General features: G+C 40.1%; 13 protein-coding genes. 10 read left to right on the forward strand and 3 right to left on the reverse strand.

The window, feature by feature from the left end:
• Window positions 1-167: 167 nt before the first annotated feature.
• Both K9B36_RS16195 and K9B36_RS16200 read right to left on the reverse strand, forming a co-directional pair.
• Window positions 168-4,637: a glutamate synthase-related protein gene (locus tag K9B36_RS16195; protein WP_223703458.1), complete on the reverse strand. Its 4,470-nt coding sequence runs from the start codon at window positions 4,635-4,637 to the stop codon at window positions 168-170.
• A gap of 323 nt (window positions 4,638-4,960) precedes the next feature.
• The gene (locus K9B36_RS16200) at window positions 4,961-6,262 is read right to left on the reverse strand and encodes a glutamate-1-semialdehyde 2,1-aminomutase (RefSeq protein WP_223703459.1); all 1,302 of its coding nucleotides are present in this window, start codon (window positions 6,260-6,262) and stop codon (window positions 4,961-4,963) included.
• A gap of 1,287 nt (window positions 6,263-7,549) precedes the next feature.
• Between K9B36_RS16200 and K9B36_RS16205 the strand changes: the two genes are divergently transcribed.
• From K9B36_RS16205 to perR, 9 genes are all read left to right on the forward strand, one after another.
• On the forward strand, window positions 7,550-8,587 hold the full coding sequence (locus tag K9B36_RS16205) for an ABC transporter ATP-binding protein (RefSeq protein ID WP_223703460.1): 1,038 nt from the start codon (window positions 7,550-7,552) through the stop codon (window positions 8,585-8,587).
• The gene (locus K9B36_RS16210) at window positions 8,580-9,371 is read left to right on the forward strand and encodes an ABC transporter permease (protein ID WP_223703461.1); all 792 of its coding nucleotides are present in this window, start codon (window positions 8,580-8,582) and stop codon (window positions 9,369-9,371) included. Before K9B36_RS16205 ends, K9B36_RS16210 begins: the two co-directional genes overlap by 8 nt.
• Before the next feature lie 2 nt (window positions 9,372-9,373).
• The gene (locus K9B36_RS16215; protein WP_223703462.1) at window positions 9,374-10,159 is read left to right on the forward strand and encodes an ABC transporter permease; all 786 of its coding nucleotides are present in this window, start codon (window positions 9,374-9,376) and stop codon (window positions 10,157-10,159) included.
• Window positions 10,160-10,234: 75 nt separating this feature from the next.
• A complete protein-coding gene (locus K9B36_RS16220; protein ID WP_223703463.1) occupies window positions 10,235-10,660 on the forward strand; it encodes a potassium channel family protein in 426 nt (141 codons plus the stop codon).
• A gap of 87 nt (window positions 10,661-10,747) precedes the next feature.
• On the forward strand, window positions 10,748-11,218 hold the full coding sequence (gene bcp / locus K9B36_RS16225) for a thioredoxin-dependent thiol peroxidase (RefSeq protein WP_223703464.1): 471 nt from the start codon (window positions 10,748-10,750) through the stop codon (window positions 11,216-11,218).
• A gap of 427 nt (window positions 11,219-11,645) precedes the next feature.
• A complete protein-coding gene (locus tag K9B36_RS16230; RefSeq protein WP_223703476.1) occupies window positions 11,646-13,160 on the forward strand; it encodes an AbgT family transporter in 1,515 nt (504 codons plus the stop codon).
• A gap of 225 nt (window positions 13,161-13,385) precedes the next feature.
• Entirely contained in the window at window positions 13,386-13,676 is a 291-nt protein-coding gene (locus tag K9B36_RS16235) for a hypothetical protein (RefSeq protein ID WP_223703465.1), read from the forward strand.
• 104 nt (window positions 13,677-13,780) lie between these two features.
• Window positions 13,781-14,335 carry a cob(I)yrinic acid a,c-diamide adenosyltransferase gene (locus K9B36_RS16240; RefSeq protein ID WP_223703466.1) on the forward strand — a complete coding sequence of 185 codons (555 nt, stop codon included), beginning with the start codon at window positions 13,781-13,783 and terminating at the stop codon, window positions 14,333-14,335.
• 106 nt (window positions 14,336-14,441) lie between these two features.
• Entirely contained in the window at window positions 14,442-14,876 is a 435-nt protein-coding gene (gene perR / locus K9B36_RS16245) for a peroxide-responsive transcriptional repressor PerR (protein ID WP_223703467.1), read from the forward strand.
• Window positions 14,877-14,979: 103 nt separating this feature from the next.
• Here the strand turns inward: perR and K9B36_RS16250 are convergent, their stop codons facing one another.
• Window positions 14,980-15,333, reverse strand: a complete 354-nt coding sequence (locus K9B36_RS16250) for a YgzB family protein (protein ID WP_223703468.1) — start codon at window positions 15,331-15,333, stop codon at window positions 14,980-14,982.
• Window positions 15,334-15,521: 188 nt separating this feature from the next.
• Here K9B36_RS16250 and K9B36_RS16255 point away from each other — a divergent pair, with 188 nt between their 5' ends.
• Window positions 15,522-16,394, forward strand: a complete 873-nt coding sequence (locus tag K9B36_RS16255) for a nucleotidyltransferase-like protein (RefSeq protein WP_223703470.1) — start codon at window positions 15,522-15,524, stop codon at window positions 16,392-16,394.
• Window positions 16,395-16,725: the final 331 nt, after the last annotated feature.

Consider the following 16,725-nt stretch of genomic DNA (forward strand, 5'->3'; position numbering starts at 1 on the left):
TTCTTTTTCTTCTGAATAATATATCCTGTTGATGGTATTTTCAAACTTTACCTACTCAGAAGTTTATTGCGATTTTTAACACCCATGTACTATACACCCTTTAAAATCTTCCTGCAATATGTAAAAAGCCCGCATCCTATATAATGCGGGCTTTGTTATCCAAAAAATTATTCGGTCGAAACAGCTGGATCTGCCTGTTCTTTAACAGGATTAACTTGTAAAAAGTAGTTGCTAGGGTTTTCTAGCATTTTCTTGATTTCTTTTGCTTCTTCAAACTGTTTTTGTTTGATTAGTGATTCGTGATAAATTGAAAGTAGTTCGACCACATCTTTGTGGCCTACTTTATTCAATGTTTCGATCGTCACTTTTGCACCCTTTGCAATTCTACGTTGAATTGCATCTTTTGTTAACCCCATTTCAGGTTGATGGCGTAGGTAAACTGCACCACCCGTCATTCCTGCACAAATCCATGGCCCAGGATCACCTAAAACGAGTCCGCGTCCATTTGTCATATATTCAAAAGCAAAGCCTTTAATATTGGCATTCACCCCAAGGTTCCCGTGTTCCTTTTCGGGAATAGGAGAGGTAACTTTCCCACCGATAATCATATCAGCACCGGAAAGACGTATTCCGGCACGGGCATCGGCATTTCCTTGAACTACGAGTGCACCTTTTTGAGCACCATAGCCGAATCCTTTTCCAACTGAACCGTTGTACAGTGTGCCGTTCTTGCCTTTATATTTAAAAACAAAAATATTACCGCCAAACGCTGTTTTCCCAATTCCGTCCTGTACTCCACCCTCAACTGTGATATTTATACCGCTTGTATTATAAGCCCCAAGTCCGTTACCTGGGATTGAGCCTTTGCCATAGCTAAGATTAATATCTGGTAGTTGTAGATAGGAGCCATCTAATCTTCCTCGAACACGATGTCCGGAGACACGGCTTCCTAAAACTCGTTGTTCAGCAGTGACGGCATCGAAGCTTCGAGACTGATGTAGCTGATCATCTTGGTAGTCAAGGTATTCTGCTCCTGCTGCCACTAAAAGCTTTTCTTTTTCCATGCTTGCTGCAACTTCTTTTTGCGCCATTTGCGGCACATCAAGGGTATGCAGAAGGTTGGATAAATCTAGGGACTCTTTCCCGCGAACTTGTTCTAATAAATCAGAACGTCCGATGATATCCTGCAAATTATCAAATCCAAGTGAAGCTGTTAGTTCCTTCAACTCTTCCCCAAAGGCAGAAAAAAGATTAACCAGTCCTTGAACAGCAAGGTCTGATTGACGAGGAACAAAGCGACGTAAGCCATGATCCTTTGCTTGTGCTTCTGATTCGATTTGCGTGGCAATTCCAACATGACATGTATCTAAATGACAGCCGCGACATGTGGTACAGCCGATTGCAATCATGGATAGTGTACCAAAGCCGATCCGGTTTGCACCAAGCAGCATCACTTTCATTACATCAAGAGCGCTCTTAATTCCTCCGTCTGCCCAGATCTCCACTTTGTTTCTAAGGCCTGACTCAATTAATGCATTATGTGCAGCTTTTACTCCTATTTCAACAGGAAGTCCTACGTATTGAAGGGCATGAATTCGTGCTGCCCCAGTGCCACCGTCAAATCCACTAATGGTAATGATGTCAGCACCTGCTTTGGCTATCCCAACAGCAATGGTTCCGATGTTTGGTACAACTGGGACCTTGACCGCTACTTTTGCTTGGTCATTTGCTGTTTTCAATTCCGCAATCATTTGTGCCAAATCTTCAATAGAGTAGATATCATGATTGTTAGAAGGAGAGATCAGGTCAGAACCAATTGTTGCATTTCTTGCTTCGGCAATTTTTGCTGTAACCTTGGAACCAGGTAAGTGCCCACCTTCCCCAGGCTTAGCTCCTTGCCCAATTTTAATTTCCAATAGATTAGAAGAGTTCAACAACTCCGCATTGACACCAAAGCGACCTGAAGCCACTTGCTGACCACGTGTTTTCGGATACTTTCCTAGCATATCCTTAATTTCGCCGCCCTCACCATTTAAACTGATCATGTTTAATTTATCTGCTGCCTCGGCGTACGCTCTAAATGCAGTCTCATTTTGCGAACCGAAGGACATGGAAGCAATAACAAATGGAAGGCTATGTGCACCTACACCAATATTGACCTTTTCTTTCGGCACTTTTTTATCGGAAGTTTTTAAATCTGTTAAGTGCCTGATTGTAATAGGGTTCGTTGTTTCTTGTTCATTCAGTTTGGCGCGATAATCATCATACGTTCCGTTCTTCGCCACGTCCCCGATCGCTTTCCAGATACGAGGGAAGAGGTGGAACGACTTTCCAGGTCGAGCCTTTTCGTCTTCGTAATCTTTGGAGCGTTCTAAGGCGTCTGTTTTTAGGGTAGAAAAATTATAACCTAATTGATCAGATCCTAAGAAGTTGACGATTCCCAATGATTTTTCGATTTCTACATGCAACCCGATTGCGGAAAATAACCGTCCATAACCACGAAGTTCGTGTATTCCAATTGTAGAAATGACCTTTTCCATTCCTTTAGTTAATGCTTGGAACAGATTCTCGACAGGCTTTGTGGTCTCGTCACTTACCGTACCGAACAACAGATAAGGACTGATCGCATTTGCTCCAAACCCAAGTGCTAACATTACGTCATGCAAAGAACGAATTGCTCCGGAGCGAAGCAACAGGGCGCATTGACGGCGATATTGTTGTGAGACTAGGGCATCGTTGATCACTGCTGTAACAAGGTGTGGATCTAACCAAAGCCTACCATTTTTATGTGCTTGTGCATCATCAATGATTAGAAGAGATTTTCCATCCCTAACCGCATCCACTGCCTCATTCTTTAGTCTTACTAATGCTGCTGCAATATCTTCGTCTTCTAAACACGTGGCATTAATATAGTACGTTAAATTTCTCTCTTGGAATTGATTTACCACTTGATCATAGGAAGGCTGTACTAATGCTTCTGCACTGTCTGCCCCAATCTGACCTTCAATTAATAGTGGAGAAAGTAATTCTAATGTGTAATTATTTAATTCTTTTTCCACACTGCGTAAAGCTGGCCTTGATCCTAATACCGTTCTAGTAGAAAAATGCTCTGTTTCACGATCACGATCGATGGCAGGATTCGTGACAACAGCGACACTTTCTTTAATAAAGTCTGCTATATTATTTCTACCAGGCTTCATTGCAGCAAGTGGTACGTCGTGACCAAGAGAACGTATCGGCTCCGCACCTTTTTCAGCCATTTGCTCGACAAGTTGGATATGTTCACGGTCCCAGCCAAATGCAGCATATTGTCCGTTGTGCACTCCCGGGAGTGGAGAAACAGATACGCATGATTCAAGCTTAGGGATGTTTAATCTTTCAGCAAAAGAATCTGTAGCAAATTTTTGGCTGAATCGAGTGTAAACTTCCTCTTGGTATGCATGATAATCAAACACCTGGATGTCTTCTCCGTTCCACTTCATTCCTACTTTTTCTCCAGGCGAAAATGGTTTCGGTTCTGCAATATACTCACTTGTTGGAATTATTCCAGGTTCAGATGAAAAATAATACGAGGATTCAGTTTCCAACATCCAAAGTGGTCGTAAACCAAGTGCATCTAAGCTAAATACTGCTTCATCTTTAAAACGAGAGATAATCCCTGCTGGACCTTGGGCAAAATGTCCCCATGTCTCACGGATATACGCATACAAATCTTGCAAATGGGATGGGTAGCTTTTAATCTCGTTCACAATTGGAGGGAAAACAATATCTAACGCTTCAAATAGAGAAAACCCTTCACGCGCTATGAGTGTTTCAATTGTTCTATTTAAATCCTGTGAATCACTTCCGCCCTTTGTGAGCGGGACGTCCAGCATTGCTGCTTCATCACGAAGCTTTGCAATCGTATTAATCTCTCCGTTATGACCAAGCACGCTAAATGGCTGCACACGAAAAAAGTTAGACAGTGTATTGGTAGAGTAACGGTTGTGTCCTAAAGTCATTGTGGATGCAACGAGTGGGTTTGCCAAATCATGAAAGTACTTTGGTAGAATATCCCCGGCACCCATTACTTTATAGACAGCATGATAGTTTGATAGGGAAGCAACATGAACGTCGTCATTTTTCTCAATCTCAATAGAACAATGAAAAAGCTGTTCTTGTGTGCAAGCCTTTTTTTCTGAAACTGCAGCAATTTGCCAAAAAACCGGATCCTGAATAACAGCAATCGGGCCTAACGCTTCAGATGAAGTAACTGTGTCGGAAGAAAAGACTAGTTTTAAAGATTCATTTTTCAATAGATCTGTAATCTCTTTTTTTATAGCTGACACATCTACATTATTATTAATGAAGAAATGACCGACAATGAAGTCATCTCTATCAGCAAGTGCCGGATCCTGGTCTGTTGCTTGTAACTTTTGTTTCCACAAGTCACGTGGAATATCAATATGAATACCTACACCATCACCTTCACCGTTAATGAAACCTGCACGGTGATTCATTTTAACAAGTGCGTCTATGCAATCGTCGATATTTTTTTTCGTAGGGATTTTTTTCTTTTCGATGGCGGATACGATTCCACATGCATCATGCTCGGCATTGTGAAAATCTTTGAATGTACTTGGACTCCAATTGGTCATAAGAATTGGCTTTAAACTAGGGATAAGAGGGGACCCTAACTAGCCATTCACCTCCTATAGTTATAATAAAATGCGGGAGCGCTTTGGTAGCGCCTTTTTATGTGGTTGTTAAATGTGCTGAAAGGTTTTCTAAAGGAAAAAAATAAAAGAGAATTTTCAGACTTTAATCTATATACTAACACTTTAAAAAGATAAAATCAATTTTTTATGCAGAGTAAGGGAGGGTCAGAGGGGATGTCGAAATATAAAAGTGTTGGTTTGTAAGCGTTTGCAATAAATAAGATAAAAAAACGAAGTGATCAGATACACTTCGTTTTGTATATTTATGCATTACTTTTGCTTATTTCGCTAAATGCATGCTCGACAGCGTCTAACGTCACAGCGACGTCCTCTTCTGTATGAGAGATGGTCACGAACCATGCCTCATATTTTGAAGGCGCGAGATTGATTCCTTGATGAAGCATAAGTTTAAAGAACTTTGCAAACGTTTCTCCATCCGTATTTTCCGCTTGTTCATAATTGAAGACTCTTTCATCTGTAAAATAAATCGTTAGTGCTCCTTTTAAACGGTTAATGGTAATAGTGATACCATGTTTTTCGGCACGGGCCAAAATTCCTTCTTCAAGCAGGCTACCTATATAATCCAGGTGTTCATAGACACCCTTTTCTTTTAAGATCTCCAAGCAGGCAATACCGGAAAGGATGGAAGCTGGGTTACCGGCCATTGTTCCTGCTTGATAGGCAGGTCCAAGAGGTGCAACTTCTTCCATAATATCTTTGCGACCACCATAGGCTCCAATCGGTAAACCGCCACCAATAATTTTCCCTAGAGCAGTTAGGTCGGGTGTCACTCCTAACATATCCTGTGCTCCACCGTACATGAACCGAAATGCAGTAATCACTTCATCATAAATGACAAGGGCACCAGCTTCATGTGTTAAGTCGTTGATTTGCTGAAGAAAACCTGGCTTAGGCTCCACGATTCCGAAGTTCCCTACAATTGGCTCAACCAAAACTGCAGCAATTTGGTCGCCCCATTTGTTAAGCGCTTCTTTAAATGGCTCGATATCATTAAATGGAACGGTAATAACATCTTTTGCTATATTTTTTGGGACCCCAGCGGAATCCGGTGTACCAAGTGTTGCAGGGCCCGAGCCCGCAGCTACTAACACAAGATCAGAATGACCATGATAACAGCCGGCAAATTTAATGATTTTATCTCTTCCAGTGTAAGCGCGAGCAACACGGATCGTGGTCATCACAGCTTCTGTTCCAGAGTTTACAAAACGTACCTTCTCCATTGCAGGCATTGCTTCTTTTAACATTTTGGCAAATTTCACTTCATGTGGAGTTGGTGTCCCATAGAGGACCCCGGTTCTTGCTGCCCGTTCAATTGCTTCGGTAATATGGGGGTGAGCATGGCCAGTAATAATAGGTCCATAGGCTGCTAAATAATCAATATACTTGTTGCCGTCCACATCCCAGAAGTAAGCACCTTCTCCCCGTTCCATTACTACAGGCGAGCCTCCGCCTACTGCTTTATAAGAACGGGACGGGCTGTTTACTCCCCCGACTATATGTTTTTGTGCTTCTTCATGTATTTGTTCTGATTTTGTAAAATTCATATGTATGTTTCCTCCTAGGTTATTACTCTTCAGGGTATAGTTTATCACGAAATGTGAAGGCGAGAAAATGATGGACGTTTACTAATTCTGAGAATAGGCAGGTTAGTCTTGAAACTCCCTGTTCCTTTTCGTTCCAGGTGATCGCTTTCCGCGGGGCGGGGCGGTGCGGGAGCCTCCTCGCCTTTGCCTGTGGGGTCTCCTGTCTACATCGGCCGGACGTTGAAGTTCAATCCACAGGGGGGGAGCACTTTAGATGTGATGAATTCATCTACCTTAATTACATTGAGAAGATAAACTACGCTGAGAATGGTAGGTTAGTTTTGAAACTCCCTGTTCCTTTCCGTTCTAGGTGCTCGCTTTCCGCGGGGCGGTGCAGGAGCCTCCTCGGCTGCGCCTGTGGGGTCTCCTGTCTACCGCTATCGCCCGCAGGAGTCGATCACCTGCCACTTCAATACACAGGGGGATCACTTTAAATTTGGGTGTAGGCATCTCCATTCTTCATAGAGTGCAGGCTTTACATTAAGAGCTAACCTGAGTATAGGTATCATTAATATAAAAAATATAAAGAACCCCACTTAATCCTAGGCCTACCCAGCTGTGGATCGGAACGAAAGGCGGAGACTCCAGCGGGAGGTAGTGCTTAGGGAAGACCCCGCAGGCGTTAGCCGAGGAGGCTTCCCAAGCACCCCGCGGACGCGAAGCCTTTCGTGGAGAGAAACAGCGGTCTAAAGCACAAACCTCTATCCTAGGTAGAGTATTCCACTTAAAAAAAATAGAGACGTTCCTAATTCTCAAAAATCATTAAAGAGCGCACATTTATTATTAAAGTTCCCAGCTGTGGATCGGAACGAAAGGCGGAGACTCCTGCGGGAGATAGTGCTTTGGGAAGACCCCACAGGCTGCACTGCAGCCGAGGAGGCTTCCCAAGCACCCCGCGGACGCGAAGCCTTTCGTGGAGAGTAACAGCTTTCTATAGCTGAACCCTAAAATATTACAACAATCTTAAGAGGAACCTTTAGTTCATATTTTTAATAGAAAAAGTTTCAAATGGTAATGTTTCATGATTGAGAGATTCTGTGCTTTTGTATAGACTATTCTTTATGGTTTATTTTTGANTTTCTATAGCTGAACCCTAAAATATTACAACAATCTTAAGAGGAACCTTTAGTTCATATTTTTAATAGAAAAAGTTTCAAATGGTAATGTTTCATGATTGAGAGATTCTGTGCTTTTGTATAGACTATTCTTTATGGTTTATTTTTGAGTGGTAATTAAAGGAGGAAAATAATGAAGAATATTATAGAAGTGGATTCCTTGCGAAAGGAATTCAAAGCTTACTCTAGCCGTTCTGGTTTAAAAGGGGCTTTTCGGGATCTATTTACAAGAAATTATAAAATCGTACCTGCCGTACACGATGTATCTTTTCATATAAAGCAAGGGGAGATGGTCGGTTATATCGGGGAAAATGGGGCAGGAAAATCGACCACCATTAAAATGCTGACAGGAATCCTTAATCCCACATCAGGTACTGTTCGTGTGAATGGGATGAATCCTCATAAAGAACGCGAAAAATTTGTTCAAACCATCGGAGTCGTGTTTGGCCAGCGGTCCCAGCTTTGGTGGGATATTGCTGTACAGGAGTCGTTTCGATTATTGAAAAAGGTGTACAAGGTTTCGGACGAAGATTATAACGATCATATGGAACATGTTATTCGAACGTTGGATATCGGTCCATTGCTTGATAAACCGGTTCGGAAGCTCTCCCTTGGTCAACGGATGAGGTGTGAATTAGCAGCAGCACTGATTCATAATCCACCACTTTTATTTTTGGATGAACCGACAATAGGATTGGATGTTCTAGTTAAATTGAAAATCAGGCAATTTTTAAAAGAGATAAATGAAAAATATAAAACTACCATTCTCTTAACCACTCATGATATGACAGACATTGAAGCTTTATGTGAACGTGTCATCATGTTGGACGAAGGAAACATCATTTATGACGGTTCCCTGCAGAAATTGCGTAACAACTGGGGAGAAGGGAAGCAGATTAGATTTCAATTCAGCGAGGAAGTGGCTGAGCAGCAATTAAACAGATTAACTACTGACCTAGAGGTTTTTTGGAAAAATGAGGGCAAACAGACGGTATGGAGTGCTGTTGTTGCAAAAGAGGAAGAGGAAATATCTGAGCTGATTGGAAGAGTGGTAGGGCAGTTTGCGATTACTGATGTGAGTATTCAGGAGATTTCTACAGAGGAAATTATCCGAAATATCTATGATAAGGGCATGGCACCTCAGCCTGAGCCGGTGTTAACTCATGGATAAGTATTTTGAAATGATTCGGATGCGCTTTTTAATGATGCTAGCGTACCGAACGAATTATTACAGTGGTATCTTGATTTATAGTATTAATATTGGAGCCTACTATTTTTTATGGCAGGCAATTTACAGTGGGAAAGAGGATATTCAAGGTTTATCTACCATCCAGATGACAACCTATGTAGCGGTGGCTTGGATGGCTCGTGCTTTTTATTTTAATAATATTGATCGTGAAATTGCGCAAGAGATAAAAGATGGAAAGGTAGCGATAGAGTTCATTCGACCTTACCATTACCTCGGAATGAAGACGATGCAAGGTCTAGGTGAAGGTATTTTCCGATTAGCTTTCTTCTCCCTTCCAGGAATGGTCATTGTAGCGCTCGTTTTTCCGTTGGATTTTTCTGCAAACGTGGGGACATGGGCATTTTTCGGTCTCTCTATTATTTTTAGTTTTATTGTGAACACGCAAATTAATCTTTTAACAGGTATTATGACATTTTTCTTATTCAATAATGATGGCTTAATTCGAGCGAAGCGTGTAGTTATTGATCTGTTTTCCGGATTGCTGCTTCCTATAAGCTTTTACCCTTTATGGGCGCAGGAGGTAATGGGGTTCTTGCCTTTTCAAGCAATTAGTTATATACCAAGCATGATCTTTACAGAAGGATTTGCAGGCAATGAAATTTATGAAGCATTATTATTACAATTAGTATGGGTGCTCCTTTTAGTTATTCCAATTCATCTTTTATGGAAATTGGCCAAAAAGCAACTCATTGTGCAGGGAGGGTAATCATGTTTTATGTATCGATGTTTTTCCAATATATTGGCCAATACATGAAAACAAGGTTCCAATACCGGGCAGATTTAATTGTGGAGATTTTTTCTGATTTGTTATTTCAAGCGGTTAACCTTATCTTCATTCTTGTTGTTTTCGGTCATACACAGGCTTTAAGCGGTTGGAGTAGGGAAGAAATCATCTTTATTTATGGCTTTTTCCTTGTGCCATATGCTCTGTTTTCCTCTTTCTTTAATATTTGGGATTTTAATGAAAGATATATAGTAAAAGGGGAAATGGACCGGATCCTAACAAGGCCAATTCATAGTCTGTTTCAGGTAATATTAGAGCGTATGGAATTGGAATCGCTGTTTGGAGTGATAACGGGAGTGGCCATCATGTACTATGCTGGAAGTTCCTTAGGTCTTTCCTTTGCGTGGTACGATTATATTTTGCTGATTGTCTTTGTCTTGGGTGGTGCACTCGTCTATGCGGGGATTTTCGTTATGCTTGCAAGCATTGGGTTTTGGTCTGATGCACGAACTTCTATCATGCCCATGATGTATAACATCGGTAATTATGGTAGGTATCCAGTAGACATCTATAATAATGTGATTCGCTTTACGCTTACCTGGATACTGCCGTTCGCCTTTGTTGGGGTATATCCTTCCGCCTATTTTCTTGGAAGAGAAGAATGGTACAACTATGCATTTTTAACGCCAGTCGTTGGGCTTACGTTCTTTGTAGTATCCGTAGTGTTATGGAATCTTGGCGTGACCAAATACCGCGGGGCAGGAAACTGATCTAAAATAAAAGCATACCTACACACCAAGCGCGTATATTGTATAAATAGCATGTCCGCATAATGGGGGAGTAGGATGCTTTATTTTATAATAATCTTGTTTATTATTGTGACGATATATTTTAGTTTTATAAAGGTGTTTACTTCTGATAATCGAAGCATGCCTTATGTCTCGAAAGAAACGTTGCTTCTATTGTTAATGATTTATTTTACGCTGTTAGTTTCGTTTGGTCTTTTATATACAGTGTTACATTTAGAAGGATTTCCTGTCCTAGTGGAAAATGGGGTAGAAATTACGGGTAATTATTTTACAATATTCACTCATTCCGTTTATTTCAGTGCAATCACTATCCTGACGGTCGGATACGGTGATATAACGCCCATAGGGATTGGACGCGTGATAGCGATGACTGAAGCTCTCATTGGTTATGTGATGCCAGCAGCATTTGTGGTACGAGTGGTGCTTCATATGGACGGGAGAGACACGAAGCATAATAAATAACTGGCCGTGTTTCAGCGGAAAATTTGATATTGTTTACTCTTTTCGATACGCTAGCATTACAAATGGTAAAAAGGAGGATTACTTTATATGACAGTTGAGATAGGTAAACAAGCTCCTGATTTCACCCTTATGGCAAACAATGGGGAAACAGTGAAGCTATCCAATTATAAAGGCAAGAATGTGGTGCTCTACTTTTATCCGAAAGACATGACGCCAGGATGCACAACTCAGGCATGTGACTTCCGTGATAACCATGAAGATTTCTCTGAACTTGACACGGTTATTCTAGGAGTAAGTCCAGATCCACAGGCAAAGCATGAAAAATTCATCGATAAACATGGTCTCCCTTTCCTTTTGCTTGTGGACGAAGATCATACAGTAGCGGAACAATATGATGTCTGGAAGCTCAAAAAGAACTTTGGTAAAGAATACATGGGCATTGAACGCTCCACTTTTATTGTTAATAAAGAAGGGCAAATCGTAAAAGAGTGGAGAAAAGTGAAGGTAAAAGGTCATGTTGAAGAGGCATTAACGTACATTAAGGATAACTTAGGTTAATCCAGCCTATTTTTTAAAAAATGAGGCAAACGTCTAATTCCAAAGTGCCTCCCTGTGAGTAACTTATAGTGTAGGGCATACCTCCTCAAAAGTTGACGTGTATAGAGAGCGCAAGCATCCCATGCTTGCGCTCCTTTTTTATTTGATGAAGAAAGATTAAAAAGCACCAGAGAGGGGGGAGGGGAGTGGAGTTGAACTTCCGTTTTATACCAAAAGGGGCCAGACCCCTTTTGGTATAAAGTTACATAACCAAAAGACGAACTATTGTTATTTTTATTTATATTCCGCCTTTTTTTTACCCCCTTTCTTCTTTGATAGATATTTAATATACTGATACATGGTTTTTATACTATTATTTTTTGAAAATTTGCTAGATTGAGAGAGGGGTAGGACAGTGGAGTCAACAACAAAGAAAAGTGGGTTTGTTATGCGTTCGCTAGATTTCATCGAACGCGCTGGTAATAAGCTCCCACATCCAGTAACATTGTTTGCTATTTTTGCGTTAATGATCGTTGTGCTTTCAGGTATTTTCTCATGGCTTGGTGTTCAAGTCGATGATCCTATAAACGAAGGAGAAGTTCTCAAGGTAAAAAACTTGTTAAGTTCCGAGGGAATCGCGTATATTTTTGAAAGTGCGGTTACCAACTTTACAGGATTTGCTCCACTAGGAACCGTTCTTGTTACAATGATCGGTATCGGACTCGCAGAGCGATCTGGTTTAATCAGTGCCGGACTGCGTGGCCTTGTCACTTCTGTGCCTAAACAGCTTATGACAGCGGCTCTTGTGTTTGGTGGAATTATGTCTTCTATGGCTGCGGATGCAGGTTATGTTGTATTAACTCCATTAGGCGCTGTGCTTTTCGCAGGTCTCGGACGTCATCCTCTAGCTGGTTTGGCTGCAGCGTTTGCAGGAGTTTCTGCAGGATTCAGTGCCAATCTTTTATTAACATCGCTAGATCCGCTCTTAGGTTCATTAACGCAGGAAGCGGCGGCTACAGTCAATCCGGAATATGCAGAAGGCATGAACTATATGATGAACTATTATTTCATGATTGTTTCAGTCTTTGTCCTAACTATAGTCGGGACCTTCGTTACAGATAAGATTGTAGAGCCACGACTTGGAGAATATAAAGGAGCATACCAAGGTGATGTAAACTATCTTCAGCCGGAAGAGAAAAAAGGTTTATGGGCTGCGTTATTTTCGTTCATCGCAACCATTGCTGTTCTTGCATTACTTGTAGTACCATCTTGGGGACCACTACGTGGAGAAGGCTCGATTCTTGAAGCACCATTCTTCCACACACTCGTTCCTGTAATCTTGATAATGTTCTTCATTCCTGGTCTTGTATATGGAATGATTACAAAGACCATTAAGGACGATAAAGATGTTGCCAACCAAATGTCTGACACAATGGCAACAATGGGAGCTTACATCGTATTAGCTTTTGTTGCAGGTCAATTTGTTGCCTACTTTAATGAAACAAACTTAGGGATCGTACTTGCTGTTAATGGAGCGGAACTGATCCAAAGTCTTGGCTTTGATAGCGATAATCGAATGATGGGAATTTTGCTGATTCTTGCCTTTATTGTAGTGACTGGCTTCATTAATCTATTCATCGGTAGTGCATCCGCTAAATGGGCAATTATGGCTCCAGTATTTGTACCGATGATGATGGGTCTTGGCTATTCGCCTGAAATAACCCAGCTAGCATACCGGTTAGCAGATTCTACTACAAATATCATCTCGCCACTAATGCCTTACTTTGCTATCGTTATCGCCTTTGCGCAAAAATACGATAAAAAAGTAGGTATTGGTACATTAATTTCTACGATGATCCCATATTCTATCTTCTTTTCTATCGTGTGGGTAGTGATGTTGGTTATCTGGATGTTAACAGGTCTGCCTATCGGACCGAACGCACCTATCGAATATATTGGCTAATATAAAACAACTCAAAAACCGCCTCTGTTGTCTTTAGATAGCAGGCGGTTTTTTGTTTAGATAAAAGAAAGAACGGTCAAAAATGTTGTTATCGTCTTATTGTTTTGAGAGTACATATTTATGGTAAAATTCTTTTATATACCTCGGTTAAGTAAACTAGGGCACCTCAGCGAGTCATAGGGTCATTGTAGACAGACATGATGTTTCAGAAAGGAGCATAGTAGATTGGCACAGAGAATGAACCTTTACTCTTTCATAGCATCCTTTGTTTGTTTGGGATTGTTCTTTTTATTCAGTTTCACAGAGATGCTAAATTCAGTTGAAAATTCTTTAAAGGTCCATCCGCTATCCATTATTTTAGCTCTTACCATAATATCTTTCTTCTTAGGTGTAATTGGATTAAGTGGTATGAAAGAATCGAAAACAGGTGTTAGAAGCTTTACAACTTTGGTTTTAACTTCAGGGTTATCGATCTTGCTTATCTTCATTATTGGAGTAGGAAAACTTCTCGGATAAAAAGTCTGATATGCAATTTACTGATAAATTTTAAACGGAAATGAGCAATCCTATTTAAAAGAGTCGTACTAAAACATAATTGAGGCAAAAAGGGGATACTAAATATGAAGATTTACACTAAAACAGGCGACAAAGGTCAAACATCATTAGTCTACGGTCAACGCGTAGATAAAAATCATGCACGAGTGGAAGCCTATGGGACTTGTGATGAAGCAAATTCAATAATCGGATTAGCCGTTACGTATATAAAGGAGGAAGAGTTTGATAAAAAAGAGGAGCTTCTCCAATCCTTCCATAAAATACAGACCATACTATTTCATGTAGGAGCTGAGCTTGCTACTCCACACGGAAAAGACGTGAGGTGGAAATTAACAGAACAGCATGTCTCGAGCCTTGAAGAGGAAATGGATATTCTTGATGAAGCTCTACCTGCTTTAAAAAATTTTGTTTTACCAGGTGGAACAAAAGCAGGAGCTGCGCTTCATTGTGCAAGAACCGTTGTAAGAAGAGCGGAACGTTCAGCAGTTAGCTTAAGTACAGAGCTTTCTCCTAACGTCATGGCTTATCTTAACCGTCTATCGGATTACTTATTTGTAGTAGCTAGATATGTAAACATGAAACTTAACCAAGAAGAGCCTGTCTTAAAGCCAGAGCTATAAAATAGTAAAAGTCTAGATGAAGATTGACAAAAAGGCAAGTGGCAATGTACACTAATTATAAATATTATAAAGTAATAATCTTTATGAAGAAAAGAGGTGCATGACTGTGGCAACCGAACAATTAAAAGAAGCGCTCGAAACTTTAAAGCAAACTGGAGTTCGTATTACTCCACAGCGTCATGCGATTTTAGAGTACCTAATTCAATCTATGTCTCACCCAACAGCTGATGATATATATAAAGCACTTGAAGGGAAGTTCCCTAACATGAGTGTTGCCACTGTTTATAATAATTTACGCGTATTTCGTGAGGTTGGGTTAGTAAAAGAACTGACTTACGGAGATAACTCTAGTCGTTTCGATTATGTAACAACAGATCATTATCATTTAATCTGTGACGATTGTGGAAAGATCGTTGACTTCCACTACCCAGGCTTAGATGAAGTAGAAGCTCTAGCAGCGCATGTAACCGGCTTCAAAGTGAGCAGGCATCGTATGGAGATTTATGGTGTGTGTCCTGAATGTGACAAAGGTGCACATTAATCTCGGAGAACAACAGTAACGATTAACTTTTTGGTTTCAACTTGCGTTGGAAAATAAAATATGCGAAAGCAGCCTATATAAAAAAGCTGGTAGGGGACCCCTATCAGCTTTCTTTTTTGCGATTATAATTTTCGTTAAATTCTTTTCCTTCTAAATTAGGGTCCATGGTTAACGGTTCGTTACAGTACATACACATATCCACTCTCCCTAGTACCTTGGTAACCTTGCCGCAATTAGGGCAAACTACTTGTACAGCTTTGGTGGAAAGCATCCCAATCCAAAAATACACAACAGTGGATCCAACAATACACAATAAACCCAAGAGCATGAATAAGGTCATGACAATCATATTACCTTGAAAGAAAATCCCTATATACATGACAAAAAAGCCGATAAAAACTAGGCTTAATGCAAAGGTTCTAATTTTATTTATTTTACTAGAATATTTAGCTGCCATCTTTTCTACCTCCTAAATCATTATAATATCATAAAACACGTAAAATAGGAGATAGTAAAACCTTCTTTAAATACCACCCTGGCGACAAATTATTTACTGAATCTTCTGGATTGAATAGAGTAGAAGGTGTTTTGTGAAAAGTGTCGAATAGATAGGGGATATAAACTCTTTAATTTGGAGGTATTAGAATGGAAGACCTACTTCGTCCCATCTATCAAGAAAGAGCAAGTCAATTGAATACAAAAGGAATTCTTATGATAGAAAAAAAGAATCCTATCAGTCCAAATACAGATAAGTTCGATGTTATTCTCTTTATGATTGTGGATGAACAAGAAGAATCATTATACGTTAAGCATTACATGATGCAAGAGAAAAAGGCTGCCCTCTATATTGCAAGCGAAAAGCAGCTGGACGAATGGATTACAGTTGGAACCAACCGAAGAGTCATTGATTGGATAATCAACGGAAAAATACTTTTCGATCGTAATGAGTATGTCCACCTTTTAAAAGGTAAACTATTGGACTTTCCTCTAGAAGACAGAAAGCTAAAAATAGGTATAGAATTCTCGAAATTAATCAGAAGGTACTTAGAAGGAAAAGACTTTTTTGATTCCAAGCATTACTTGGATGCTTACAATCACATTGTTCACTCGCTTCATCATCTTGCACGGCTTGCCGTAATTGATCATGGGTTCCATCCCGAACTAACAGTTTGGAACCAGGTGAAAAAAATAGAACCGGAAATCTACAAACTGTATCAAGAGTTGATAGAAGGAGAAGAATCAATTGATAAGAGATTAGAACTTCTTTTCCTGGCAAGTGAGTTCTTAATTTATTCCAGAACCAAAACAGGGGCGAAACATCTCCTTGAAAAAATGGACGAAAAAGAGGAGCCATGGTCATATCATGAATTAGTGAATCATCCTACGCTAACCAAGTACTCTGTCGATCTTGGCGTTCTAGTTGGATATCTCGTAGAAAAAGGTTTTATCGACGTTCAGCAAGTTGAAACAAAAGGTAAAGGCGTATATCATCGAAAATACAGCGTTGCCGACAGATAATGTCTCTATCTAGTTTTTGCAAATGTGGAAATAACCTTTTTCAAAAAGGTTGCGAAAAAGGTTATTTCTCATTTATATAGAAGAAGACGGATAGCTTAGAAATTATTTTGAAAAAGTTTTAAAAAGGTTATTGACGTTCCTCAACAATACATGGTATATTATTATTCGTCGCCGCAAGAGAAAACACCTTGCTAGACAGACAGCAATAAAGAAAAAATAAAAAACATGTTGACTTAAAAGAAGAAAACATGTTATATTAGTAAAGTCGCTTCTGAGCGATTGACTGATTGAAATGATCTTTGAAAACTAAACAAAACAACAGCGTCTACGT

Origin of the sequence: Sutcliffiella deserti (assembly GCF_020037475.1) — a bacterium.
GTDB lineage: Bacteria > Bacillota > Bacilli > Bacillales > Bacillaceae_I > Sutcliffiella_A > Sutcliffiella_A deserti.